At 51.6% G+C, this 25,272-nt stretch carries 21 protein-coding genes; 4 read left to right on the forward strand and 17 right to left on the reverse strand.

The genetic code is table 11. The annotated features are described in order from the left end of the window. Nucleotide 1 precedes the first annotated feature (1 nt). The 10 genes from gldF to F0P93_RS23725 form a co-directional block, all read right to left on the reverse strand. Nucleotides 2–730: a gliding motility-associated ABC transporter permease subunit GldF gene (gene gldF / locus F0P93_RS23680; protein ID WP_150880205.1), complete on the reverse strand. Its 729-nt coding sequence runs from the start codon at nucleotides 728–730 to the stop codon at nucleotides 2–4. A 254-nt stretch (nucleotides 731–984) separates the two neighbouring features. Further along, nucleotides 985–1,512 (reverse strand): DUF4199 domain-containing protein, encoded by a 528-nt coding sequence (locus tag F0P93_RS23685; RefSeq protein WP_150880206.1) that lies wholly within the window; start codon nucleotides 1,510–1,512, stop codon nucleotides 985–987. Nucleotides 1,513–1,528: 16 nt separating this feature from the next. Further along, a complete protein-coding gene (locus F0P93_RS23690; RefSeq protein WP_150880207.1) occupies nucleotides 1,529–2,125 on the reverse strand; it encodes a DUF4199 domain-containing protein in 597 nt (198 codons plus the stop codon). 6 nt (nucleotides 2,126–2,131) lie between these two features. Continuing rightward, on the reverse strand, nucleotides 2,132–3,427 hold the full coding sequence (locus F0P93_RS23695; RefSeq protein WP_150880208.1) for a dihydroorotase: 1,296 nt from the start codon (nucleotides 3,425–3,427) through the stop codon (nucleotides 2,132–2,134). 51 nt (nucleotides 3,428–3,478) lie between these two features. Continuing rightward, nucleotides 3,479–3,859 (reverse strand): glycine cleavage system protein GcvH, encoded by a 381-nt coding sequence (gene gcvH, locus F0P93_RS23700; RefSeq protein WP_150880209.1) that lies wholly within the window; start codon nucleotides 3,857–3,859, stop codon nucleotides 3,479–3,481. Nucleotides 3,860–3,936: 77 nt separating this feature from the next. Beyond that, entirely contained in the window at nucleotides 3,937–6,051 is a 2,115-nt protein-coding gene (locus tag F0P93_RS23705; protein ID WP_150880210.1) for a pyrroloquinoline quinone-dependent dehydrogenase, read from the reverse strand. 171 nt (nucleotides 6,052–6,222) lie between these two features. Further along, a complete protein-coding gene (locus F0P93_RS23710; RefSeq protein WP_191908902.1) occupies nucleotides 6,223–9,648 on the reverse strand; it encodes an RICIN domain-containing protein in 3,426 nt (1,141 codons plus the stop codon). 49 nt (nucleotides 9,649–9,697) lie between these two features. Then, nucleotides 9,698–10,612 (reverse strand): hypothetical protein, encoded by a 915-nt coding sequence (locus F0P93_RS23715; protein ID WP_150880212.1) that lies wholly within the window; start codon nucleotides 10,610–10,612, stop codon nucleotides 9,698–9,700. A gap of 277 nt (nucleotides 10,613–10,889) precedes the next feature. Continuing rightward, nucleotides 10,890–11,753: a hypothetical protein gene (locus F0P93_RS23720; RefSeq protein ID WP_150880213.1), complete on the reverse strand. Its 864-nt coding sequence runs from the start codon at nucleotides 11,751–11,753 to the stop codon at nucleotides 10,890–10,892. A 326-nt stretch (nucleotides 11,754–12,079) separates the two neighbouring features. Beyond that, entirely contained in the window at nucleotides 12,080–12,634 is a 555-nt protein-coding gene (locus tag F0P93_RS23725; RefSeq protein WP_225309613.1) for a lipocalin-like domain-containing protein, read from the reverse strand. 366 nt (nucleotides 12,635–13,000) lie between these two features. Here F0P93_RS23725 and F0P93_RS23730 point away from each other — a divergent pair, with 366 nt between their 5' ends. Next, nucleotides 13,001–13,321 (forward strand): heavy metal-binding domain-containing protein, encoded by a 321-nt coding sequence (locus tag F0P93_RS23730; RefSeq protein ID WP_150880214.1) that lies wholly within the window; start codon nucleotides 13,001–13,003, stop codon nucleotides 13,319–13,321. 9 nt (nucleotides 13,322–13,330) lie between these two features. Here the strand turns inward: F0P93_RS23730 and F0P93_RS23735 are convergent, their stop codons facing one another. From F0P93_RS23735 to F0P93_RS23755, 5 genes are all read right to left on the reverse strand, one after another. Further along, complete coding sequence (locus F0P93_RS23735) at nucleotides 13,331–14,377, reverse strand: porin family protein (RefSeq protein WP_150880215.1); 1,047 nt, start codon at nucleotides 14,375–14,377, stop codon at nucleotides 13,331–13,333. 259 nt (nucleotides 14,378–14,636) lie between these two features. After that, on the reverse strand, nucleotides 14,637–16,169 hold the full coding sequence (locus F0P93_RS23740; protein WP_150880216.1) for a P-loop NTPase family protein: 1,533 nt from the start codon (nucleotides 16,167–16,169) through the stop codon (nucleotides 14,637–14,639). Nucleotides 16,170–16,312: 143 nt separating this feature from the next. Beyond that, entirely contained in the window at nucleotides 16,313–16,621 is a 309-nt protein-coding gene (locus F0P93_RS23745; RefSeq protein WP_150880217.1) for a type II toxin-antitoxin system death-on-curing family toxin, read from the reverse strand. Continuing rightward, nucleotides 16,618–16,848: a ribbon-helix-helix protein, CopG family gene (locus tag F0P93_RS23750; protein ID WP_150880218.1), complete on the reverse strand. Its 231-nt coding sequence runs from the start codon at nucleotides 16,846–16,848 to the stop codon at nucleotides 16,618–16,620. The genes F0P93_RS23745 and F0P93_RS23750 overlap by 4 nt, the downstream gene beginning before the upstream one ends. A 9-nt stretch (nucleotides 16,849–16,857) precedes the next feature. Next, nucleotides 16,858–17,961 (reverse strand): vWA domain-containing protein, encoded by a 1,104-nt coding sequence (locus F0P93_RS23755; protein ID WP_114409035.1) that lies wholly within the window; start codon nucleotides 17,959–17,961, stop codon nucleotides 16,858–16,860. A 305-nt stretch (nucleotides 17,962–18,266) separates the two neighbouring features. On the opposite strand from F0P93_RS23755, the gene thrA reads away from it, so the two are divergent. The 3 genes from thrA (at nucleotide 18,267) to F0P93_RS23770 (ending at nucleotide 23,446) form a co-directional block, all read left to right on the forward strand. Then, nucleotides 18,267–20,729: a bifunctional aspartate kinase/homoserine dehydrogenase I gene (gene thrA / locus F0P93_RS23760; protein ID WP_150880219.1), complete on the forward strand. Its 2,463-nt coding sequence runs from the start codon at nucleotides 18,267–18,269 to the stop codon at nucleotides 20,727–20,729. 69 nt (nucleotides 20,730–20,798) lie between these two features. Continuing rightward, complete coding sequence (locus F0P93_RS23765) at nucleotides 20,799–21,728, forward strand: homoserine kinase (protein WP_150880220.1); 930 nt, start codon at nucleotides 20,799–20,801, stop codon at nucleotides 21,726–21,728. Between the two features lie 206 nt (nucleotides 21,729–21,934). Then, nucleotides 21,935–23,446 (forward strand): capsule assembly Wzi family protein, encoded by a 1,512-nt coding sequence (locus tag F0P93_RS23770; RefSeq protein ID WP_150880221.1) that lies wholly within the window; start codon nucleotides 21,935–21,937, stop codon nucleotides 23,444–23,446. Nucleotides 23,447–23,541: 95 nt separating this feature from the next. Here the strand turns inward: F0P93_RS23770 and F0P93_RS23775 are convergent, their stop codons facing one another. Both F0P93_RS23775 and F0P93_RS23780 read right to left on the reverse strand, forming a co-directional pair. Beyond that, on the reverse strand, nucleotides 23,542–23,949 hold the full coding sequence (locus F0P93_RS23775) for a hypothetical protein (protein ID WP_114409096.1): 408 nt from the start codon (nucleotides 23,947–23,949) through the stop codon (nucleotides 23,542–23,544). Between the two features lie 102 nt (nucleotides 23,950–24,051). Beyond that, nucleotides 24,052–25,263: an alanine dehydrogenase gene (locus F0P93_RS23780; RefSeq protein ID WP_150880222.1), complete on the reverse strand. Its 1,212-nt coding sequence runs from the start codon at nucleotides 25,261–25,263 to the stop codon at nucleotides 24,052–24,054. Nucleotides 25,264–25,272 lie beyond the last annotated feature (9 nt).

Genomic DNA, 25,272 nt, shown 5'->3' on the forward strand with positions numbered 1-25,272 from the left:
ATCAGCGGGTGAGGGCGGTCATTCGCCACTCGGTCAGAACTAGAAAAATCGTAATTACACTGAGCAAATAGATCACGTTTCGGGAGTCGATCAGACCGCGCCCCAGCGCCTGGTACTGCGCATCGAGCGCCAGCCAGGTGAGTGGATAAGAGAGCGTTCCCCAGAACGACAAACCGGCCACCGAACTGATGCCAACGTACAGCAAAAAGCACAGAAATACGCCAATCACAAACGCAACCACCTGGTTCTCATTGATGGAGGACGCGAACAAACCCACCGCCACAAAGACGCCCCCCAGCAACAGCAGCCCGACGTAGGAACCGAAAACCGAAGCCGAATCCAGATTACCCACCGGATTACCTAGTTGGTAGACCGAATAATAGTACAGTAACGTGGGAAGCAATAACAGTACCACGACCAGCCAGTTGGCCCCAAATTTAGCCAGAACCAACTGCCAGCGGGTCAGCGGTTTCGTCAGTAGCCACTCGATGGTTCCCGCCCGAACTTCTTCGGCAATGGACCGCATGGTAATGGCCGGAATCAGAAACAGCATGACGTAGGGCGTCAGGTTGAAAAAAACGCCCAGGTCGGCATAGCCGTAGTCCAGCAGGCTGGTGTCCGGGAAAACCCACAACATCAGCCCCACCGCCGTCAGAAAGACGACCATGATGACATAGGCGACCGGCGAGCTAAAAAAACCGTTGATTTCTTTCCGAAAAACAGGGAGCATGGTTTAATAAGACGAGAGGGGTTGGACAAGAGAGCAAAGACGTACGCTTTATCAGGTATATTTTGTCTCATTTCTTAAGGATTTACGTCTGATAATTCTTTATACTTTTGCTTCTTGCCCCTAAATCTCCTAAAGGGGACTTGGACTCAGCTTAATCCGGATGCTAAAAGTCCGGCAGCGGCCGACCGTCCTTTAGGGGATTTAGGGGCAAAAAGCAAAAGTTCATTTCTCTTGTCTAACGTCTTTCCTCTCTATCAATTTTGAAAATCTGAAAAAGGCGGACGGTTCCGGCGGATGAAAGCGGCTGCGATCAGCGAGATGAGCGCCCCAAAAATAGCGGCAACCAGAATACCGATCAGAAACTGCAAACCGGGGCCCTGGAGTTTTTCGGTAAATTCCATCGCCTGTTCAATCTGGTCGTCGGGCATTCCCCGGTTTTCCATCTGCTCCCGGGCATTGTCCAGAATTTGCTGACGAATGGTTGGATCGATGAACGAGGTGTAGATCAGGTTGTAGGTGACGGAGATCAAGCCGGAAATGACCGACACCAGAGTTCCTATACTTACGCCTTCACCGTAACTCATAAAACCGCCGTTCAACGTGCGGTATTCGCGCATCGCCATCACGATAATCGCAACGGAAATCACCAGACTGAGCCAGGGCAACGCCGTGTTGGCAAATTGGCCGGTGACGTTGATGGCGGTGGTATACACCATAAAAATAACCCCGGAGATTAATCCCCATTTCAGGGCCAGTCGAGCGGTAGAGGGTTTTTCTTCCATTTCAGTGCGTGTTTTATCAGTTTGATTTAGGGGATTCGGAAGGATTCGGCAAGTCGGGGGTTGGATTATACAGGCTGTAGTCCTGTCTCCTGAAAAGTAACGAAATGATCAGGACGGGTAAAATCGCCAGCACGGTTTTCTTGCTGATTTCGTCACCAACGAGGGTTTCCAGGGTAATCAAATCGACATTTTTCAGCATTTTCGCATATTCCGCCTGCCCCAGTGTTTCCACCAGCCGCCCTTTGGTCGAAACGATCAGCTCCCGCATTTCGCCAAGGTACTGGGTAAAAATCGCGGGGTCGATGTATTTCAGGAAGAGGTAAATCAGCCAGGCGGTCAGCATCGCCCCCACCGTATTGACGACGTAACAGATGCTCAGGGCTTCCCACAGGTGCAAAAACCCCTTCCCGATGTGCTTGCGGTAGTACCAGACTGCCGCCACCATCATGATGATCTGAAAGCCAAAATCCAGCACTTTATGATTCCCCAGCGGCATGATGCCCAGCGCGTAGAGCGCCAGGAAATACCCGAAACACAATACCCCCGCCAACAGCCCGAAAAATACCGGCAGTTTCAACAACGGATGGTTAAAAAACGAAATAAGTTGCTTCACTGCGTGTTATAAAGATTCAACAAAGCCTTTGTTAATAATCCATAACGCCTTTCCCCGTAAAGTCTTGCCAAAAAACGGCGAGTTTTTTGACCGGGATGCCGTCCGCTCATACGTCCATTCCAGGTCCGGATCAAAAACCGTCAGCGTGGCCGGCTGGTTTTCGTCAATGGTTTGCGACGGCAATCGCAGAATCTGGCGCGGACGGTGGGTCAATGCTTCGACCAACGACGCCAGCGGCCATTCCGGGAAATGCGTGCGGACGACACCAAAAGCGGTTTCCAACCCGATGATGCCAAAATCGGCGTGGTCAAATTCGATGTTCTTGCTTTCGTCGTCCTGCGGATTGTGGTCCGACACAACGGCGTCGATGGTGCCGTCGGCCAGCCCCTGCTTCAGTCCTTCCAGATCGGCGGGCAGTCGAAACGGCGGGTTTACTTTCAGATTGGTATCGAACCCCATCAAATCCGAATCAGTAAACGCCAGTTGGTGGGCGGCCACATCGCAACTCACCGGCAAACCCTGCCGCTTGGCCTGCCGAATCAATTCAACCGAACGTGCCGTTGAAATCGTGGAGAAATGCAGGACGGTTTCGGCGGGGCGCTCGGCAGATTGCGGATACAGGTATTCCAGAAGCCGCAAATCCCGCTCGATCATCATTTCTTCGGCCATGGCGGGCATCCCCTTCAGCCCCAGCAAGGTACTGGAAAGTCCCTCGTTCATCTGTCCGAAATGCGTCAGGTTCTGCTCTTCGGGGCGGTTCATCAGCAAACCGTTGAACGGGCGCAGGTATTGCAGCGTTTTCAGCAGCAGATCGGGATGCGTCAGCGGATGTTCGCCATCCGAAAACGCCACCGCCCCGGCGTGGTGCAGGTCGATCATGTCCGTAAAGTCCTGACCTTCCGCCCGTTTCGTAACGGCGGCAATCGGATGCACACTGACGGCGTGCCCCTGGGTGGCCTGCCGGACATACCCGAGCGTGTCTTTTGAATCGAGAACCGGTTTGGTATTAGGCAACACGGCAATGTCCGTAAAACCGCCCAGCATGGCGGCCCGGCAAACCGTGGTCAGGTCTTCTTTGTGTTCATAGCCCGGATCTTTGGCCGAAACCCGGAGGTCGACCCAACCCGGAGACAGGCACAAACCGGCCGGTTCGATGCATTGAATCGAGGAGTCGTCCTCATCGACCGGGAGGGCTTCGCCGATCTGGCGGATGAGACCATTTTCAAGGAGCACGTCACGAACCAGTCCATTGAAGGGTGACTGCGGGTCTATGATTCGGACGGCACGAATGAGTAGTTTCATGGAAATGCAAAAAAAAAGCCCCGGCTGGAGCTTCCTGATTCAATTGGGGACTTAGGCCCCCACCAACTCTTTATAGGCTTCGGCCGACATCAAATCGTCGGTTTCGGCACCGTCGGTCAATTTCACTTTCACAATCCAACCCCGGCCATATGGATCGTCGTTGACCAGCTCGGGTGATTTTTCAACTTCCGGATTAATTTCAAGTACTTCACCGGCAACGGGCAGAAACAGGTCCGAAACCGTCTTAACGGCTTCAATGGAACCAAATATGTCACCCTTCGCCAAACTCTGTCCGACACCCGTGATGTCCACAAAGACAATATCACCTAATTCACTCTGGGCAAAATCCGTGATACCGACGATGGCCGTATCACCTTCGATGCGAATCCACTCGTGATCTTGCGTATACTTTAGTTCTCCGGGAAAATTCATACGTGACGTTTCGTTTAGCGCTGCAATTTACACAGGTAAAACGGTTTTACAAACCTTCGCCCCGGCGTTGTTGCTGCTCATTTGAGCGCAAAGGCCACGTAACGATCCCCGGAGCGGGTTTTCAGTTTGCCGCCACCACAGGCAATCACCACATATTGTTTCCCCTGCACCGAATAGGTGGCGGGGGTGGCGTACCCAGCCGCCGGGAGTTGTGTTTCCCACAGCAGTTTCCCCGTCTGGCGATCGAACACCCGGAGTTTTTCGTCGAGCGTGGCGGCAATGAAAATCAGTCCGCCTGCCGTGACGACCGGCCCACCGTAATTGTCGGTTCCCGTTGGCGGAATGCCTTGTTTGGTCAGGGCCGGAAATTCACCCAACGGAATCTGCCAGCGGTGGTCGCCGGTGTTGAGGTCGATAGCCGTCAGCGTTCCCCAGGGCGGGCGGCTCACCGGGTAGCCCTTGCTGTCGTACCAGCGGTTGTAGCCCGTGTGTATATAGGGCACCCAGGTCCGGGCCTGGGAAGTAGCCACCGGATTTTGAGCGGTTTTCTTCCCGGAAATAAAATCGACAATGGCGTTTCGTTCTGCTGATGACAAATGAGAAAACGCCGGCATCATACCCCGGCCTTTTTGCAGAAGCTCCTGAATCGCAGCCGGTTTCATCCGGTCGGCAATGGCCAGCAGCGATGGATACGCCCCGCTGTGATCGCCCCGCCGGTCGGCACCGTGGCAGGCTCCGCAGTGGGTGGCATACAGCTTTTCGGCACTGCTCACCGCCATCGGTTTTGGCGCATCGGTCAACGAAGAATATACTGGAATTTCTTTGGCCGGAATGTAGATCACGCCGTTGGGATCGACCGCAGCCCCACCCCATTGTGCCCCGCCGTCGGTTCCGGGAAAAAAGAGGGTACGCTCCCGGCCCAGCGGGTTGTAGGGCGTTCCGGTGCGGCTGGCCCGTAGTTGGCTCAACACCTCTTCGCGATTGGCAACGGTTTCGTTCACGTCTTTTTCCGTAAAAATCTGCCGGGTAAACGGTGCCGGTTTGAGCGGGATTGGTTGCGTCGGGTAGGCTTTCTCGCCCGGAATATCGGAGGCCGGAAACGGTTTTTCTTCAATTGGAAAGAGCGGTTTTCCCGTCACCCGGTCGAACACAAAAACCTGACCCTGTTTGGTAATCTGGGCAACGGCGTCGATTTTCCGGCCCTCTTGCACCACTGTCAGCAGGTTGGGCGGAGCGGGCGGGTCGCGGTCCCAGATGTCGTGATGAACAAGCTGGTAATGCCAGATTCGCCGACCGGTTCGGGCATTCAACGCCAGCAAACAGTTGGCAAACAGGTTGGCCCCTAGTCGGTTACCGCCGTAGAAATCAAAAGCCGCCGAACCGGTTGGTGCATAGACGATGCCCCGTTTCCGGTCGATGGCCATGCCCATCCAGTTGTTGGCGCCCCCGACGTTCAAATGCCCGTCTTTGGGCCAGGTGTCGTAGCCCGCTTCACCCGGTGCCGGAACCGTTCGGAACGTCCACGCCAGACGCCCCGTCCGAACGTCGTAGGCCCGGATGTCGCCTTTCAGGGCGGTTGGTCCTTCCGAGACCCGGGTGCCAACAATAATCAGGTTTTCAAAAATGATTCCGGGCGTATTGGAAATCACATAATCATCAGCACCAGTGCGAGCCAGGCCGTCGCGGAGGTTGATTTTCCCGGCTTGCCCAAAGGTGGTCACCGGTTTTCCGGAAACCGCATCAAGCGCGTACAACAGGTGTCCGTAGGCGAAGAAAATCCGTTTGGTTGTTCCCTCCGCCCAGTAGGTGACGCCCCGGCTGGTCATTTTGAAAGTCTCATCTGCCAGGGCGGTTTTCCAGCGTTCGCGTCCCGTAGCCGCATCCAGCGCAAACGCCTGTGAACCCGCCGACACGCCGTACAAGACGCCATCGATGATGATTGGATTGCACTGCATCTGCGTCTGGTTGCCGACGGAATCGGCCCCACCGGAAGCGTATTCCCACACTTTCGTCAATTGGCTGACGTTTTCGGTAGTAATCTGGTTGAGTGAGGAGTAATGATTTTTTTCAGCATTCCCGTTGTATTCCTCCCAATCCGCATCAGACACCTCCTCCACCGGAAGCGGAATAAAAGAAACGACCAGTACAACGAGTAAGCTGAGGGATAGCCAGAGAGCAAGGAGTCGGAGCATCTTGAAGGGCAGCAGGTGGTTCTATCGGTTTGTGGTAAAGACGATTGGAGACCATTGCTACTCATGAAGTGCCGGGAAGTATTCAGCGGATTTCGCTGGCAATTGCTGATCAATTCCCCTCCATTGCCGTACAAAAACCGGGTGTTTCCATACGGCAATGGAGGGATAGACTCAATGCTGCAGGAGTAATTTGGCGGTTTGGTTCATGGTGTCATTCGATAAGCGGATCAAATACAAACCATCGGCTTGCTTGCTTAGGTCGATACTTACCGCCTGTTCGTCCCCCGTTCCGGCAACCGGTTTTGCATAAACCGTTCTGCCATCGACTGCCACGACGGAAAGCGTCGCTTCTTTGCCTTTATCCAACGTGAAACGAACGCGTGTCGATCCATTGGTCGGATTGGGGTTGACCCGCAAACGCTCCGCAGGTTCTGAACTGGAAATGGCCGATAGCCGTCCACCACTACAGGCCGTCAGGAATGAATAAGGAGAAGCTTCGGTGCCCGACTGCCGTACTTGCAGCGTAAAGGTTGTACCCGTACGCTGCCAGGAAGGTACAGTAAACGTGGGGTTTGTCGTCCACGCAGCCAAACCCGGAACCTGGTATTCAAGGGTAGTCCCGTTCCCTCCCGAAGTAGCAATCGTTAGATTGCCCGTATTACAGTTGTAAGTTGGGGTTACGATTGTTAAGGTACCACCACCCGTCGGTGGGTTCGTGGGAGGATTCGTCGTCCCTCCATCACAGGTCGTCAGGAAGGCATACGAATTGGCTTGCACACCCGATTGCCGCACCTGCAGCGTAAAGGTTGTACCGGTCCGTTGCCAGGAGGGGATCGCAAACGTGGAATTCGTAGTCCAGGCAGCCACGCCCGGAATCTGATATTCAATTGTACTTCCATTGCCTCCCGACGTATTGATTGTCAAATTGCCCGTATTACAGTTGTAGATTGGGGTTACGATCGTTAAAGAGCCTCCGCTTGGTGGGTTCGTCGGCGGATTCGGGGTACCACCCGGACAACCCGTCGACTCGAAACGGAACAAACGTTGATTCTGGAAGCCTTCACTGGTCGATCCCCAGAGTTGCAATTGGGGGTCGTTGCCGTAATTTTTCATGTCCCAGGTCACGCCATTGCTCCCGTTGATGCGGTAGGCTCCGCTGCCATTGTCCTGAATCGTCCACAGTTGCCGGGTATCCCCGGAAGACGCACTCAGGCGCAGGAGTTCGCCATTGTTTAGATCGTTGACACTCATGGCCAGCCCACTGCCATTTTGCGTTACAAAGCGATACTGATTGGCGGATGTCGTTTCAGCTTTCCAAATCTGATTGTTCGCTCCGTTGGCTCCCCGTTGCTCGACGGTGTTGCCCGAAAGGGCTTCCATGAGCTGATTGGTCTGGACGGAACGGATCACATAACAGCCACTTAAGGAACCGGTAGGCGGATTGGTGGGCGGAGGGGTCGTTCCGCCGGAACAGCCGGAGGTCTGCACGTAAAACCGCTGGCTATCCCCGCCGTGTGGGCTCCACAAATGCAGGCCCGCGCCGTTGTCCTGACTGGGTCCCTCCACATCGGCGGCCAGGGCATTGGAATACGAGGGCACGAGTTTGTAGGTGCCGTCACCGTAGGCTTCCAGCCGCCACTTTTGTTGGGCAACATTATTCCAATCGTATTGATTGACAAGCGTGCCAGAACCTGTACCGGCTCCGGCAGCATCCATGACTTTGTTGCTGAATTGGGAGATCATGCGGTAGAGGGAGCCATCGACCACTTCGAGTTTGAAAATCTGATTGGTAGAACCGTTGCCATCCTGCTGACGGATGCGGGTGCCAGCATTTCCATCGGCCACCTGCAGGAACTTGTTGGAATGCTTGGCTTTGAGCGTGTAGCAGCCGGTGGCGAGGGGGGCTGAACCAGTGGAGCCATCGTTAGTGTCGTCAACGATAACATAAGGATAATCAACACTCTGGGTGATCACGTAATTTCCCCGATCATTCTGCATAATAGCCCGGTGAGTCCCCACGCACTGCCCTGGCAAAGTTTGGACATTACACACCGGCGCATCGGCATTAGTAGAAGAGCCATTGTCCGTACTCCAGATATAATTTGAGTATCCGCCCGGCGCGGATACCGTACGGCCATCATCACTGATGTCTACGCCTTGTGGCTCGGTGCCTAAATCCTGCACGGTAACCGGAAATGTGTTCTCACAGACCGTTTTTAGTTTGTCGAACCAACGGTCGGCAACAACATTCAATCCGTCGTTATTGAAGTGAACCGGCTCATCAGCACCTGAACCGGCAGGGCGTCGAAAATTCGTTCCTAAATCATCGGTATACGGTCCGGCGTACACATTGCCGGGTGCTCCGACACTGGCCAACCGTGCATTTAAATCATTGGCATTCTGACCATCCCGAACGACCGATGATGAATGGTAATTGCGGTTGGGCGTATAATCATAAATGTAGGAGGTTTGGGCAACGACCCAGGGAACCGCCGGGCCACTATAAAATTCACGGGATTTTTTAATTACCTCAGCGAGTTTCTGACGATAATCACCAGCATCCCGCACCCAACGTTTCTCAATTTTGTCTTCGGCAAATGGGGCGGAAATAGGATTAAAAGATTTGTCACGTAGTTCTCTATCGCTCCAACTTTCACGTTCCTGTGGTTCACCAGACGTAGCATCTCGATACGCCTTGGTATCGGTTTCACCCTGCATCCACAAAACCGCCCGAACGCCATATGCATTGGCGTAGAACTTGAGCATGTTGGCAAAAAAGTAAAATGGCGAGCCAGCAGCATAGCGATTTACGGTGATATTTGAAGAATTGGTCTGGCTTGAAGCCCGGGCATTGGGATTGGTGGAACTGATCCACTGCGTAACAGTGGTTCCGCCATACCCTGCATTAAAAAAAGCCACTGGTGCCTGACACTCATTCGCCAGTTTTGCCCCCAGCGATGCCCAATACCAAAGGGAACCGCCGGTAGGACCTATGCCGCCAAAGTGATCTTTAGTGCCGACCAGACGCTGGATTTCCCGATAAGATGAAGGCAATTTCGGGTCATTCGGATCATAACTTCCAAGATTAGCTTCCGGAATGACATCTGGCGAAACCCGCACGGCATCCATTCGCTGGGTGTTGGAAGCCGTTAATCCGAAACCGCCCTGGGCATTGGATTGCCCGGCGATGACAAATACCTCTCCCACGCCCACCTTGCGTTTGGTTTCGTAATTTCGTTTGATCAACGGGAAGGTAGTGATCTGTGTGGCCTTCACTGTTAACTCATACCATCCCTTCTCAACCATAACCGATCCGCTAAATACGGTCTTGCTGCGGGAAATAGGGATGGAAATAGGCGCAGCACCCGTCGGATTGCCGTTGACCAAATCCAGCTTCTGGAGCGATGCCGAAACGACATACCCTCCAATCAACATATATTTGGTATTCAAATCACCCCGGACAATGATCTTACCCTGATGGTTCGAATTTTGCTGATAGACAGCTCCATCGATGGGAATACTGACGGTGAGTTTTTGGGCGATGCTACAAGTAAATAACCCCAGACTAAGTAAAAAAGTAAGTAAGGTTTTAGTCATGACAATATCAATTAATTGTTTGTACATTCACTATTTTGATTACAAATTATTAGGGGCACTCATATTCATAATCGGTGACACCGACGCCGGACAGATCATCCTCAATTAACCAGCCACCAATCAGCGGTTTGCCATGCACAATCCGACGTCTGACCTGACCTTGCTGGTCGTACCAATAGTTGTAGGTTTTCTGATATACTTTCTGGGTACCAAAGTCAGGAGAGGACTCCAATTGCCAGACTTCTTTCAGTGGCAGATTGCGGCTTTCGTTACCCCGAAACTGGTGGATGACCGGCAGATTAGGACGTGTCATATTGAAGCTGAAGTGGCGTAAAAACCGATCGTAGGCAAACCACTCTCCATTGCGCATTCCCCAAGATTGGTATTCCACTTGTTCAATCATATTTCCATCGACATAAATATGCGTATATCCCGGACGATTAGGACTGTCATCAGCCAGTTGGTAATCCTGATTATAAATCAGATAAGATTCTCCTAAGCCCCGGTATCGGTTGATTAAACCTTGGCCATTTAATGATGTTGTATCAATCCGAATAGTAGGTTCTGTCTCCCCTTTATAGAGTACCTCATAATAATCAATTAGATAATGTGATTCGTACGTGTAGCGATGCCTGGTATACAGATTGTTTAATAATTTTTCGTACACTTCTACAAGCCTATTTTGAGCGTCATAGGTGTATGTCATTTTGGCAACACAACTGATGGGCATTTTCCGGCCATCGTCCAGCGTAATGGTTTCGGGTTCCCAGAGCAGATCGCCCGTCCGGCCATCTGATGGGTCTTTGTACGTAGTTTTGACAATCTTACATCCCTTTGGTGGTTGCGGCAAGTTGGTCGGGTCGGTCACCCAACCGTTGGGATGCAGATCCCGGTCTTTTTTGCAGCTTATGGCCATCGCCAGCAGACTAAGCAAAAACAGGATGGATAAGAAAGAAGTCTTCATGGGTGATCTAAAAGGGACGGGACAAACCTATAATTTACAAGACAAACAATCAAAGATTTTATGCGCTTTTTTACGTAAGTTTCCAATATAAAAACCCTGTAAATCAAGCGGTTATTAGAACCAAATCGGTAACATGATTCTAAATCGCTAAAAATGAGGGTTGTAAATTTCAACTACACTCATATTCAAAATCGGTTACTACAAAGAGTGGCCTGTAGTGAGATGGAGAACCATTTAAATTTAGGAACGTCTGGAGGTAGTTTGGCTGGCAAGGTGCTTAGAATTGCTCAGCGTTTTTGGGCGGGAGTTTAAAATGAAGGCTGGAAGAAGAACAATCATACTCATAGTCAAACACGACAGTATGTACTTTAGCATCATAGGGCCAGCCCATCCGTTTTTCACTGTGAGCAATTTTTCTCTTTACACGGCCCTCTTCGTCAAATTCATATGAGTAGTCGGTTGAATAAACCGGTAGCCGGTTGAAGTCGGCTAGCTCAATCGATTCATGCATAAGCAGATTACGACTTTCAAAACCCCAAAAAGTGTAAATTGGAGACAGACCAGAACGGGTTAAATCATATTCGTATTTATAGACATACAACCCATCCAGGTATTTATACTCTTTTACCAAATTACCATTCACTACCTGACCTACGAATTGAATCGAACCACTTAACATCTGTTCGGTCAAATATCCTTCCGAATCATATTTGACTTTTTGCTGATAAAATTTGGATTCAGCCAACCCTTGTGTGTTTAAGACTATACTATCAATGAATACATGCGTACCCCATTGGCGGGAATATGAAGTAGTCTGCTTAAGCATCAATCCCGGCGAATAATCATACTCGACGACCGTAGAGTCCCCGGTTACTACCCGGTCTTTTTCCCGAATCAGTCGCCCCTGTGGATCATAGGTGTAAAAGCTTTCTTTGTAGAAACTCACGTTTACGTCTTTGCCGCCTACCCGTATTGTTTCCTCATCACGAATTAGACGATCACTAGTTGAGGTAGACTTCAATAGGACGCTAACAATCCGGCATGAGGGAATGGGGGCGGTTTCTTCGTTTCGCGGTTTGCAACCAAAAATTGCTACACATAGTGTGAGTATCAGCCCATAATTGGTTACTGTGTTTTTCATACCCTATAAATTATTTTACCGTTGTACAGTGAAACCTTATGTGGATTAAGGCATATTGTTTAAATGTTTGTGCAATAAAACACCTATTTCATACTGGTTAAACTATTCCCGTACTATTTTTTTGTGACCGACAAATTCAGTTTACGGATCATTTAAAAAGGCAACAACATGTTTTTACAATTACCTGAGCGGTAACGAATTTTGGCTGTTCCTGTGGAGTAGCTGGGGGTGATGATGTAGCACTTTTAAAACTAAATTTTTACAACACAAAAAAACCGCCCGTCGAATGTCGACGGGCGGCCCCTTTATTATTCTGCATCGGCAACTTACGCCTTCTTGAATTCAATCGTCATGGTATAGGTGTCCACCTTTCCGTCGCCGTCCAGGTCGTCTTTTTCCGTGATGCTCCATTTCATCGTGCTGCCCGACGTTTCCAGATCATAAACCTGGGCACCGTCGCTATCAGTAATCGTCAGTTTATTACCATCTACCGACCATTTGGCGTTGTTAGTCGCCGGGTTGAAATCATCCAGATCATCCGATTTGCAATTGGGTGAGGGCGTACCAGTAATAGTTCCGTTGCTGTTGAACGTCATTTTGGTGTCCGTCAAACACGCAACGGCTTCCTCTCCACCATATTCCTTAAAGAACGCCAGCAAATCGGTAACTTTTTGGCCGGTTCCGAAATCAAAACCCGGATTCACTTTCATTCCCGAAATTTTCCAGCTTCCGCTCACCGCCGATGGTTTTACATCCGGTTCGCCATTGCCATCCTTATCTTTGCTACAGCTTGCAAACCAGAGCGGTAGGGCCAGCAACATAACCATAGTCCATCCATAACGGAAATTCACGCGGTTCAAAAGTACGGTTGTCTTTTTCATTTGTTGTTTGATTTGATTGTTAGAAAAGTTTGATTTGTGATTCAAAATTGGGCAAAATTGGTGCGGCCAGCCAGTGCATTACGCCTGAATTGCCTATATTGAGGTTTAAACAGGTACTTCCGTCTGCTGAAGTGCATTCACCGGTTTTTTTGGCTTTTCGGAGATCGTTTTTGAAGGTCGATACCCGTTCTGTTTCCGAATTTGGATCATACCGACTACCGCCTGTAAGGCAAAACAAATACCCCATCCATTAAAAATAATCTTCTGTGTAACTCTGTCATTTAGCATGTTCCCGGTATTTAATTTTGAGGAACAAGTCATCATTCAAACCAGGAACCGCCCGACGGTTACACCGAGATCAAGTCTATGCTGATAACAACTACTTCGAATATCGAAGGCAAACGGATCACAAAATACCTGGGCCTGGCCAACGGTGAAGCCATCATTGGCTCCAACCTGATTAAAGATTTCTTTGCTACCGTGCGCGACGTAGCGGGCGGACGTTCAGGCGCTTATGAACAGGCCCTGCGCGAAGCCAAAAGCATTGCCATGAAAGAGATGATCGAACAGGCCCAGCGGCTGGGTGCCAATGCGATTATTGGCGTCGATCTGGATTATCAAACCATCGGCGGCAACGGCGGCTTGCTCATGGTGAGTGCCAACGGCACGGCGGTGGTGATCGAGTAGTCGGGAGGCCTAGCGTCTTCCCAGCGGGAAAACATAGCCCAGCGAAAATGTTGCTACCTGCTGGCTGACGTATTCCGCCGGTTGGGGATCGGCGTCGGTTCCGAGGCTGTAATTGTACCGTCCTTCGATCAGCAACCGGCCCGGCCCGGCCGGAATCGATACGCCCAGGCCGCCGGTTACGCCGTATTCGAGCCGCGCATCGTCGCTGGTTAGCTTCTGTTTTTCGTCGGCCAGCGTTTCGCCATCCACGACAAACTTATACCGGGCATCCAGGCCGTAAGCCACATACGGCCCCGCATTCACGAAAAACCGGGTTTTGCGCCCGAAGGAAAGTTTCAGCAGCAGCGGAACTTCAATGGCGTTGGCAGAAGCCTGGAGCGAGAATTTCTGGCCTTCTACCTCCCCCGCAAATTTCGCCGACCGGCGCGTATACAGGATCTCCGGTTGAATCGAGAAGACGTTGCCAATCCCGTAATTGATGACCAGACCACCCGTAAAACCCGGAGCGGTTTCGGACGCACCACCAACGCCGTCCAGATCACCGCCCGGCGCATATTCGTTCAACAGCGCATTGACGCCCCCCCGAATACCGATCGACAAGCCCCGGCCCGAATACGCCGATTCGGTTCTGACGCGGGCCGGTTTCTCCGGTTTGGCCACTTTCTCGGCCTTTGGCGCCTTCGCCGGTTTTTCGGCTTTCGCTTTTTTCGAGCGTTTCGTCGCTTCTTTCGAAGGCGTCTCCGCTTGCGGCTTGGTCTCCACAACGGTTTGCTGGGCCAGCATCGGTTCGGCTTCGGCCGTCGCCGTTACGGATTCCACCGCCGTGGTCGTGGCTTTGGGAGCCGTCGCAACTGCGGGCTTCGTGGCGGGTTTCTTCGCTGCCGTGGCCGTGGTTTTCGGCTTGGCAGTGGTGGTTTTCTTCGGGGCCGCTGCCACCGGTTTCTTTTGTACGGCGACAACCGGCTTGGCGGCCGTCGTCGGTTTGGGTTTGGTGGTCTGCGCTTCCGCCAGCAGGCCAACCGCCACCAGGCACATGGTGAATAGTGATGCTTTCATCGGGTGTTCAATCTGTGTGTATATCTGTTGTTACTGATGCTGCAAAATTAGATCCTTGAACAACGCCCCGAAAGAGAAGAACTACGCGATTTTCATCGCGTAGTTTCCCTGTAGCATTTCACGACACAAAAAAAGGCAACCCGTTAGCCAGGTTGCCTTTTATGGGTATAAGGTTTACGGTTTTCAGTTTACGGTGATTGACACGCTCTTAAGCATGCGTCAGCCACCGTAAACTGAAAACCGTAAACCCTAAACTATTTTAAAACCGGTCTTCGTCGTCATCATCGTCGTCTTCGCCGAAGGCTGTTCCGGGGCTGAACATGCTGCCCAACAGGTCTTTAAACTGCTGACCCGTATCCATCGCCTTCTTGCCCACGAGCGAATATTCCGCTAAACCGTGCAAGGCGAACTCCATCATGAACAGTTTCTCCTGTTTGCCCAAACGCGAATGCAACGAATCGACCACATCGTCCAGACCGTCGATGGCTTTCAGGCGGTTTTCGTAATCGCGGGTGGGCAGGTCGTTCAGGAAATCCATCACGTTGCCGTCGCCGAACCAGTCGGTTATTTTTTTGTAGGGATTGCCGCCCTTCTGTTTTTTGGCTTTTTCGGGATTCGGGAAATAATTCAGGAACTGCGTCCGAATGGCTTTACCGATCAGGTTCTGGGCCACGATCACCGGACCTTCCACTTCGCCTTCGTACACCAGCTCCACTTTTCCGCAAATCGCCGGAATGACGCCGTAAAGATCCGTAATCCGAACGTAGGTTTCCTTCTCGCTATTCAACAACGCCCGGCGTTCGGCGGCCGACAACAGGTTTTCAAAAGCCGCAATGGTCAACCGCGCCGAAACCCCACTTTTCGAGTCAACATACTCACTATCACGCGCTTCCAGGGCAATTTGCTCAATCAGATCGGCTACGAGGTCATTGGTTTTCACCATGCCTTTCTGCTCGGTTTTAACGATGGCTTCCTGCTGCGTAATCTTCTTCCCGATCTCCAGCGACTTCGGATAGTGGGTCACAATCTGGCTGTCGATCCGGTCTTTCAGGGGCGTCACGATGCTGCCCCGGTTGGTATAATCTTCCGGATTAGCCGTAAACACAAACTGAATGTCAAGCGGCAAGCGCAGTTTAAAACCGCGAATCTGAATATCGCCTTCCTGCAAAATATTGAAGAGCGACACCTGAATCCGGGCCTGCAAATCCGGCAATTCATTGATCACAAAAATACACCGGTGCGAGCGCGGAATCAGTCCGAAGTGAATGGTCCGTTCGTCCGAATACGGTAACTTCAACGTCGCAGCCTTGATCGGATCAACATCGCCGATCAGGTCGGCCACCGACACATCGGGCGTCGCCAGTTTTTCGGTGTAACGATCATTCCGATGCAACCAGCTAACCGGCGTCGCATCGCCCTTTTCCGCCACCAGATCGTGCGCAAACCGGGAGAGTGGCACCAGCGGATCGTCGTTCAGTTCCGACCCTTCCACAACCGGGATGTATTCGTCCAGCAGATTGATCATCAGTCGGGCAATCCGGGTTTTGGCCTGCCCGCGCAACCCCAGCAAATTGATGTGGTGCATCGACAGAATCGCCCGTTCGACATCCGGAATGACGGTATCTTCATACCCCCAGATTCCCGGAAAAACGGTCTCTTTCGCCTTAATCTTCTCAATTAAGTTGTCACGAAGTTCTTGTTTGATGGACTTGGATTGGTAACCGGCAGCTTTCAGTTCGCCGAGGGTTTTTATTTTTACTAACTCTTTACTCTTCAGGGATGAATAGCTCATGAAATCGTTGTGAATATTAGATATAGTTATTGTCTTAACCGGATTTCTGTTCGTTTAAGGCTTTAAAAAACAATAAATGGAGACTCCGTGTGCTTCTTAATCCAATCCACAATGCCATCATACTTCATATCGCCTGTTGCTATTTAAATAACAAAATCGTAACGCTCTTGAAGACTGGCATTAATGAATAAATTATTTGTACGGAGGATAATCTCCATGAGCACATAACCAGTGCGCTTATTCCCATCGACAAAAGGATGGTTTGTTACAATGCTTTCAACAATGGCAGCCGCTTTCTCTACGGGTGTCTGGTAAAATTCCGTATCACCGAAGCCCGAGTACGGCCTTGCAATAGCCGAAAGCATGATACCTTCATCACGAACTCCGTCACTTCCTCCAAATTCCTCAATTAATCGGCGATGAATCAGCAAAACTTCATCCGCAGTAATCATTGAGCTAACCGTTGGAGTAATTCCCGATTTTCGTTTATAATGTTGTCAAGCAACGCACTGCGTTCGGGTGATAGTGCCGTTTCTTTTCGGAAAGAATCATCCGAGTCAATCACTTGTTCAATGATCTGCTTAGCCAATTCACTAACCGAAGGCAGATTCATCGCTTGGGCTTTTTCCTGCAATTTGGTTAAATGGCTGTCATCCAGCGAAATTTGAATCGTCGTCATACGTTCCGGTTATTTCATGTTTTTCCGGCGGTTGCGCTGGAAGTCTTCAAACATCATGTTCCCCAATCCCTGCAAACCGCTGTAATAGGCGCGGCCGTTGTTCACTTTCGTAAATTCGTGAACAAACTGCTTCAAATAAGGGTCGGAGGCAATCATAAAGGTCGTAATCGGAATGTCGAGCCGACGGCATTGGGCGGCCAGCGTCAGGGTTTTCGAAACGATCTTGCGGTCCAGCCCGAAACTGTTTTTGTAATATTTGATGCCTTCTTTCAAGCAGGTCGGTTTTCCGTCGGTAATCATGAAAATCTGCTTGTTCTTGTTCTTGCGTCGACGCAGCAAATCCATCGCCAGTTCAAGCCCGGCCACGGTATTGGTGTGGTACGGCCCCACCTCCAGATACGGCAAATCCTTCACCTGAATCTGCCAGGCGTCGTTGCCAAACACAATGATATCGAGCGTGTCTTTGGGGTATTTCTGCTTCACCAGTTCCACCAACGCCATACCAACTTTTTTGGCGGGCGTAATACGGTCTTCGCCGTAAAGAATCATCGAGTGGCTCACGTCGATCATCAAAACCGTCGAGGTCTGGGTTTTCTGCTCCTTCTGAACCACCTCCAGATCGCGCTCCATCAGCGTAAACTCATTGACGCCACTGTTGATCTGGGCGTTGCGGATGGATTCGGTCATGGAAATCTGTTCGAGCGAATCGCCAAACTGAAAATCGCGCAGGTCGCTGCTCAGTTCGTCGCCCACGCCCGTGAACGGGGTGTGGTGGTTGCCGCCGGATTTCGAGCGTTTCAGTTTCCCGAAAATTTCTTCCAGCGCCGACTTCCGGATGGATTGTTCACTCTTGGCCGTCATCGCGAGCGTGCCTTCTTCGTTCTGCTCGGTCAGATACCCTTTTTCTTTCATTTCCTCGACAAAATTACCAATCCCGTATTTGTCGTCGGTCAGGCTATACCGCCGGTCGAGGTCGTTCAGATAAGCCAGCGCCTGTTCAACATTGCCCGACGTCATCAGCAACAATTGCTGGAAAATGTTGAGCAACTGGTCGAATTTACTGCCTTCTTTTTTTTCGGGCGGAATATAATTGGAGAATTGGAATCCTTTCATGAAATACGGTCGTTAGGTCAGCAGTTATCCCTGATGAAAGAACAGCGTGTTCGGCGGATTTGTTCGCTTCCTGAAAATACGAAATTTTCGGCAATTCCACCACGACAAACAACCGCCAGTGGCCTCCATGACCGGTTTTGGGGCCTTTACGACCGCAATCCTATGTTTTTCGTTTCGATTTCTTTGCTGTACACAACCTGCTTTTTCCCTATATTTGCGCTCCTTTTCTCTTCATCACCAATACAGCATCCGAATTGTTGATCCACTACGACCAACAATTCAATAATTCAATAATTTCCCACTGTATGAACGTATTGAAATTTGGCGGAACGTCGGTAAAGTCCGTTGAGAATATTAAAAAAGTCATTGCCATCATTCTTAACCACCGCCAGAACGGGGATACCATCGGAGCCGTCGTGTTGTCGGCCATGAGCGGGGTCACCAACCAGTTGATTGAAATCGGCCGGATGGCTGCCACCAACAACCCCGATTACCTGGAACTGATTCGGGGCATTGAAGACCGCCATTTCAACGTCATCAAGGGATTAATTCCGATTAAAGAACAAAGTAAGGTGTTCGGCAAGGTTCGCGGCACGGTCAACGAACTGGAGGATCTGCTGCGGGGCGTGTCGCTCATCCGCGAATTGTCGGATCGGACGATGGACCTGGTCATGAGCTTCGGCGAACGGCTTTCGTGCCTGGTCATCAGCGAATGCCTGAAAAGCAAGGGCGTTCCGGCCCGGTTTTGCGACGCCCGCGAACTCATCAAGACCAACGCCCAGTTCAGCATGGCGGACGTCGATGAAACAACGACCAACCAGTTGATTCGGGAGTATTTTTCAACCATTGGATCGGATTTGCCGATTGTCACCGGTTTTATCGGCTCCACCGCCCACAACGAAACCACCACGCTGGGCCGGGGCGGTTCCGATTACACGGCATCCATTCTGGGTGCCGCCCTGAACGCCGATTTCATCGACATCTGGACCGACGTTGACGGCATGATGACCGCCGACCCGCGCAAGGTGCCAAATGCCTTCAACATTCCGACCATTACGTACGCGGAAGCGATGGAACTGAGCCACTTCGGGGCTAAAGTGATCTATCCGCCCACACTGCAACCGGCTTTTTCCAAAAACATCCCGATCCGGATTCTGAATACCTTCAACGCCAGTCACGAAGGCACGGTGATCAGCCGTACCGCCGACCGGCGCGACTTTACAATTACCGGGATCTCATCCATCGACGACATTGTACTGGTCAACATCCAGGGCAGCGGGATGATCGGCGTCGCCGGGGTTTCGGCCAAGCTGTTCAGCACGCTGGCGCATTACAAAATCAGTGTCATTCTGATTTCGCAGGCGTCGTCGGAACATTCCATCTGTTTTGCCATCGAACCCCGCAATGCCGAGCGCGTCCGCGACATTCTGGAAGCGGAATTTGCGACCGAAATTGCCCACGGTCACGTCGACTATATCGGCATTGAAAAAGACCTGTCGATCATTGCCACGGTGGGCGAAGGCATGAAAAAGAGTTCGGGGATTGCCGGGAAGCTCTTTTCGGTTTTGGGCAAAAACGGGGTCAACATCATCGCCATTGCGCAGGGGTCGTCGGAAATCAACATTTCGGTGGTGATCAACAAGAACAACCTCTCGAAAGCGCTCAATGCAATGCACAACGTCTTTTTCCAGTCCGAAGCCCGGATTCTCAACCTCTATCTGGTTGGGGCGGGATTGATTGGCCGAACGTTGCTGCAACAGATTGAATCCCAATACGCGTTTCTGCGGAACGAAAAGCTGCTCCGGATTTGCCTCGTTGGCGTGTCGAATACGAAGAAAATGCTGCTCGATCCCAAAGGCATCGACCTGACCACCTGGCAGGACCGGCTGGCCAACGAGGGCGTAACGACTTCATTACCAGCCTTTGTTGAGAAACTGAAAGATTATAACCTGCCCAACAGTGTGTTCATCGACTGTACGGCGGATAAAGACATTCCGTTGTTTTACGAACCGTTGCTCAACGCCAACGTGTCGATTGTAACCCCGAACAAAGTGGCCAATTCCGGGCCGTATGCCGAATACAAGCGGTTGCAGCGGGCGGCTGTTCGGCGGGGCGTCAAATTCCTGTATGAAACCAATGTAGGCGCGGGGTTGCCGATCATCAACACCTTGCAGGGCCTGATGACGTCCGGTGATCGGTTTCTGAAAATCGAAGCCATTTTATCCGGGACTTTGTCCTATATTTTCAACAATTTCAGACCCGGCGTCTCCTTTGCCACCATCGTGAAGGAAGCCAAGGAAAAAGGATTTACCGAACCCGATCCGCGCGAAGACCTGAGTGGCATGGACGTGGGCCGGAAAATCCTGATTCTGGCCCGTGAAGCCGGTTTTGAACTGGAACCGTCCGACGTGACGATCAACAACCTGTTGCCCGAAAGCTGCATCACGGCCCCGAGTATTCCGGCGTTTTTCGAGGAGTTGGAGCACAATCATGCGTATTTTGATAACCTGCTGCTGGGAGCGGAAGGCCGCAACGAAAAACTGCGGTATGTCGCCACGTTCGAGAACGGAAAAGTGACCATTGAACTGCGGTCGGTCGGTTTCGACCATCCGTTTTATTCGCTTTCGGGTGCCGACAACATCATCTCGTTTACAACGGAGCGGTACAAAGAACGTCCACTCGTGATCAAAGGCCCCGGTGCGGGCGCGGAAGTGACGGCCACGGGCGTGTTTGCGGATGTGGTCAGCATTGGAAGTTACCTGGCGTGAACCACACGCCCATAGAATTTGTATAGATAGACAAAAGATTGGGATTGCCACGGTAATCCCTTACAGACTGTGGATTCAATAAAAGTATTTGCCCCTGCGACCGTCGCGAATGTTGCCTGCGGTTTTGACATTTTCGGTTTTGCCGTCGATAGTCCCGGCGACGAAATCATTGTCCGGAAAAGCAACTTGCCGGGCGTTCGAATTAAAGCCATCGTTGGCGATGAAGGCCGGTTGCCAAAGGAAGCCGAGCGCAACACCGCCGGTATTGCCATTCAGACGTACCTGAAACACATCGAATCGGACCAGGGCCTGGAACTGATTCTCCATAAGAAAATGCCGCTTGGCAGCGGTTTGGGTTCCAGCGCGGCCAGTGCCGTTGCGGGTGTGTTTGCCATCAATGAGTTGCTGGGTCGCCCGCTCAAGCAAATCGACCTCCTACCCTTTGCCATGGAGGGCGAACGTCTGGCCTGTGGTTCGGCCCACGCCGACAATGTAGCGCCGTCGCTGATGGGCGGTTTTGTGGTCATCCGGAGCTATAATCCGCTGGATATCATCACCATCAACACCCCGGCGCAACTCTTCGCCACCATCGTTCACCCGGAAATTGAAGTCAACACAAAAGACGCCCGGCACATTCTGAAAAATGAGGTGTCGATGAAAAACACCATCATTCAAATGGGCAATGTCGCCGGGCTGATTGCCGGACTGATGAAACCCGACTACGATCTGATTGGCCGTTCGATGGTCGATGTCATTATTGAACCGATTCGCGCCATCCTCATCCCCGAATTCAGCGAAGTAAAGCAAGCCGCCCTCGATGCCGGCGCCCTCGGTTGCAGCATTTCCGGCTCCGGCCCATCCATGTTTGCCCTCAGCCGTGACCAACCCACGGCGTTGCGGGTTGGCAACAACATGCAGGCCGCCTTTCATTCGGTCGGCATCGGCAGTGAACTGTATGTTTCCGGAATCAATCAGGAAGGTCCAAAGGTGCTTGGATAATTGCAAAATTGGAATAATATTTGCACATACAACCTTATCACTCCAGGTCAAACCGTCCGGGCCAGTCATCGTTGATTGTATGAATCCGTGATCCGGCTAAATCCGCAAGGGTTAACGGGTCAGTCGTCGCTATCCCAGACCGGGAATAGAGGCTTTCCTGTCGCCTGTAGTGCTCAATGAAACGTGGAATCTTTTTTCAATGAGACATGATAAGAGCGCTACTCCTGATTCTTTTCCTTCCGCTTTTTGCCTTTAGTCAGCCCGTTATTGAAACCCGGCCCAGCCATTTCTTTGCAGAAATAGGCGGTTTTTATTCCTCCTCCCGGCAAACCCCATTCTGGCTGCGAACCAATCAATACGGCATCGTTCCCACGACTCTACCGTATGCAACCGTTCGGGCGGGCGTTCGGCAGGATTACCGGTACTACCCCCTGACCGACATTACCTCGGCCCTCCGTCGGGATCGTTTTGGCATTGGCTATGGTTTTGAAGCCGTTTCAAATTTGGATGCTCAAGCAAAAAATACATTGTTAATTCCTGAAGCGTACGTTAAAATTCGCGCCGGCGCCTTTGAAATCATGGCAGGACGCCGACGCGAAGTGGTCGGTCTGGTCGATTCAACCCTCAGTTCGGGATCGTATAGCTGGTCGGGCAACGCCTTGCCCCTGCCCAAAATCCAGATCAGCCTGCCCAATTATACGCCCATCGGTTTTACGAAAGGTTTGCTCTCCTTCCGGGGATCTTTTGCCCACGGCTGGTTTGGCAGTCAGCGCAAGGTTCAGCATTACTTTCTGCATCAGAAATCATTCTACGGAAGGCTGGGAAAACCCCGCTGGCCCGTCAAATTCTACGCCGGTTTCAATCACCAGGCCCAATGGGGGGGCGTCACCGATCAGTTGCCGGAATCCATTGTCAAAAATGGTCATTTTCCCGCCAGCCTGCAGGACTACCTTTTCGTGACGGTGGGCAACAGCCTCGGGCGTCTTTCGGATGTCGACACGACCCACTACAGCAAATTCGACCGGGAAAATCGGGTGGGCAACCACTTGGGCACCATTGATTTAGGGATTGAATTCAGTTCGCGCCGGACCTCAGTTTTGCTCTACCACCAAAGCGTTTACGAAGACGGCACCCTGTATTATATGACCAATATTGAAGATGGCTTGACGGGAATCCGGTTTCGGAATCTGAAACCGGCGTCATTCGGCCTACGAATCACCGGCGCGGTCGTGGAACTTTTGTATACCAAAAGCCAGGGGGGCGGGGTTTTCGACGACGGGAATAAATTCCGGGGAAAGGACAATTACTTCAATCACACGCAGTACCAGGACGGCTGGTCGTATTTTGGTCGCGGCATCGGCACGCCTTTCATCACGCCGGTGACCGACACCCGACCCAACCTGTCTCCCTACGGTTTTTTCAGTAACAACCGCGTTCGGGTGTATCACACTGGTATTCAGGGAAATTTCGCCCGAAACTGCCAGTTTCAGTTCAAATTTTCTTACAGTGAAAATTACGGCACCTACGATTTTCCGTTCGCTGAAACCCTCCGGCAGTTTTCGTCCGTCATGTCACTCGATCTGCCGGTGAATCAGCGGGGACTGCTGGTCACGTTTTCCGCAGCCGCCGATCAGGGCGATTTGTTTGAAAACCGCAGTGGCGTCTATGCCGGTATTCGCAAAACGTGGGATTATTACAAATACCGGGTTCGGAAGTAGTGTAAGGTTTTGCCCCTAAATCCCCTAAAGGGGACCTTTAGCTCCGGAGGGTTTCGTGTCCAAGTCCCCTTTAGGGGATTTAGGGGCAAAACCGACTAATCCTCCGGAAAAGGAATGAAGATAAAACCGGCAAAGTCGCCGTCGACGACGAAGAGGCAGCAATATTCATCGGGATTTTTGTAACTCTCCTTGAACACATCGACCGACTCCTCCGCGACCAGTTTCCGCTGCACAAACTCATCGAGCAGCGACGCCCGGTAGCTCCACGCATTGGCCGCCAGTTCATTCGGCCCAAGCAGCAACTGACCAATATCGACCGGCCGACGGGAGACGACAAAAATGGGATTTTCGGTAAAGCCGCGTTTCCGAATGACGTACGACGCTTCACGCAGGGTTTCCGACACTTTCACAAAATCCGTTGAAACCGCACTCATCAGCTTCCGGTTGACATCCGGCGAATTGGCGTCGTCGAGCAGAAAGTTTTCGTTGCTATTATTGATCATGTTTTTACGGTTTACGGTTTTCAGTTTTTGGTATACGGTGGCTGACGCGAAAGAGTGGATGCATCAGTCACCGTATACCGAAAACTGTGAACCGTAAACAATTTAAATTCTAGCAGCCAGCAACAGACTCAGGTCTTTGTAGCGCATGTTGAATTTTTTAGCGATGTAGGCATTGGTTAACAGCCCGTTATGACTGTAAACGCCCTTCATGAACCAGCGATTGGCGAACATCATTTCTTCGATTCCGCCGATGGTCCCGGTTTTCAGGAGGAACGGCAGAAAAATGTTGCTCAGGGCCAGACTGGCCGTATGAGCCACCCGCGAGGCAATGTTCGGCACACAATAATGAATGACGTTCTGGTATTTATACGTCGGCTCTTTGTGCGTCGTCATTTTGGACGTTTCAAAATTGCCGCCCTGATCGATGGAGACGTCGATAATTACCGCGTCGAGTTTCATGCGCGAAACCATCTCCTGCGTCACCACAATCGGACTCAAACCGTCTTCCGCCCGCATGGCCCCAATCACCACGTCGGCCCGCTGAATGGCTTCCGACAGTGTATCGGTTTCAATGATCGAGGTATAGATATGCTGTCCAATGGCGTATTTCAGCCGCTGGAGTTTGTAGATGTGTTTGTCGAAAATCTTGATTTCGGCGCCCAGCCCCAGCGCCGTCCGGGCTGCGTATTCGGCCACGGTTCCGGCTCCGAGAATCACCACTTTGGTTGGCGGAACTCCCGTAATACCACCCAGAATTACCCCCCGGCCGTTGTTGGCACTGCTCAGGTATTCACCCGCAATCAGCATGACAGTGCTGCCTGCAATTTCGCTCATCGCCCGGATGATCGGCATGCCGCCCACTTTATCCTCGATGTATTCGTAGCCCAGCGCGGTGATTTTTTTGCTGTTCAGCCGCTCGAAGTATTTCTTCTCGTGATTGGGCAGGTTAACCGCCGAGATGAGGGTACTGCCGGTTTTGATGTAGTCAAATTCCTGATCGACCAGCGGTTCCACCTTCAGAATCAGGTTCGCGTCGTAGACCTCTTTGGCCGACGGCATAATTTGTGCCCCGGCTTCGCTGTAGTCGTTATCGGAGAATTTTGCGCCCGCGCCCGCCCCCTTTTCGATGAGAACGTCGTGGCCGTGGCGCACCAGAATGGTGACCGCTTCGGGCGTCAGGGCAATGCGGTTTTCCTGTAGGGAGACCTCTTTGGGCATCCCAATCATGAGGCTGCCATTGTGCTTCTTAACAGCGGCAGGAGCTTCCTGCGGATAAAGTGCCGTTTGTTTTGCTAATTGTTCAAACCCAGTCACTATAAACGG

The organism is Larkinella humicola, assembly GCF_008727875.1.
GTDB classification, from domain to species: domain Bacteria; phylum Bacteroidota; class Bacteroidia; order Cytophagales; family Spirosomataceae; genus Larkinella; species Larkinella humicola.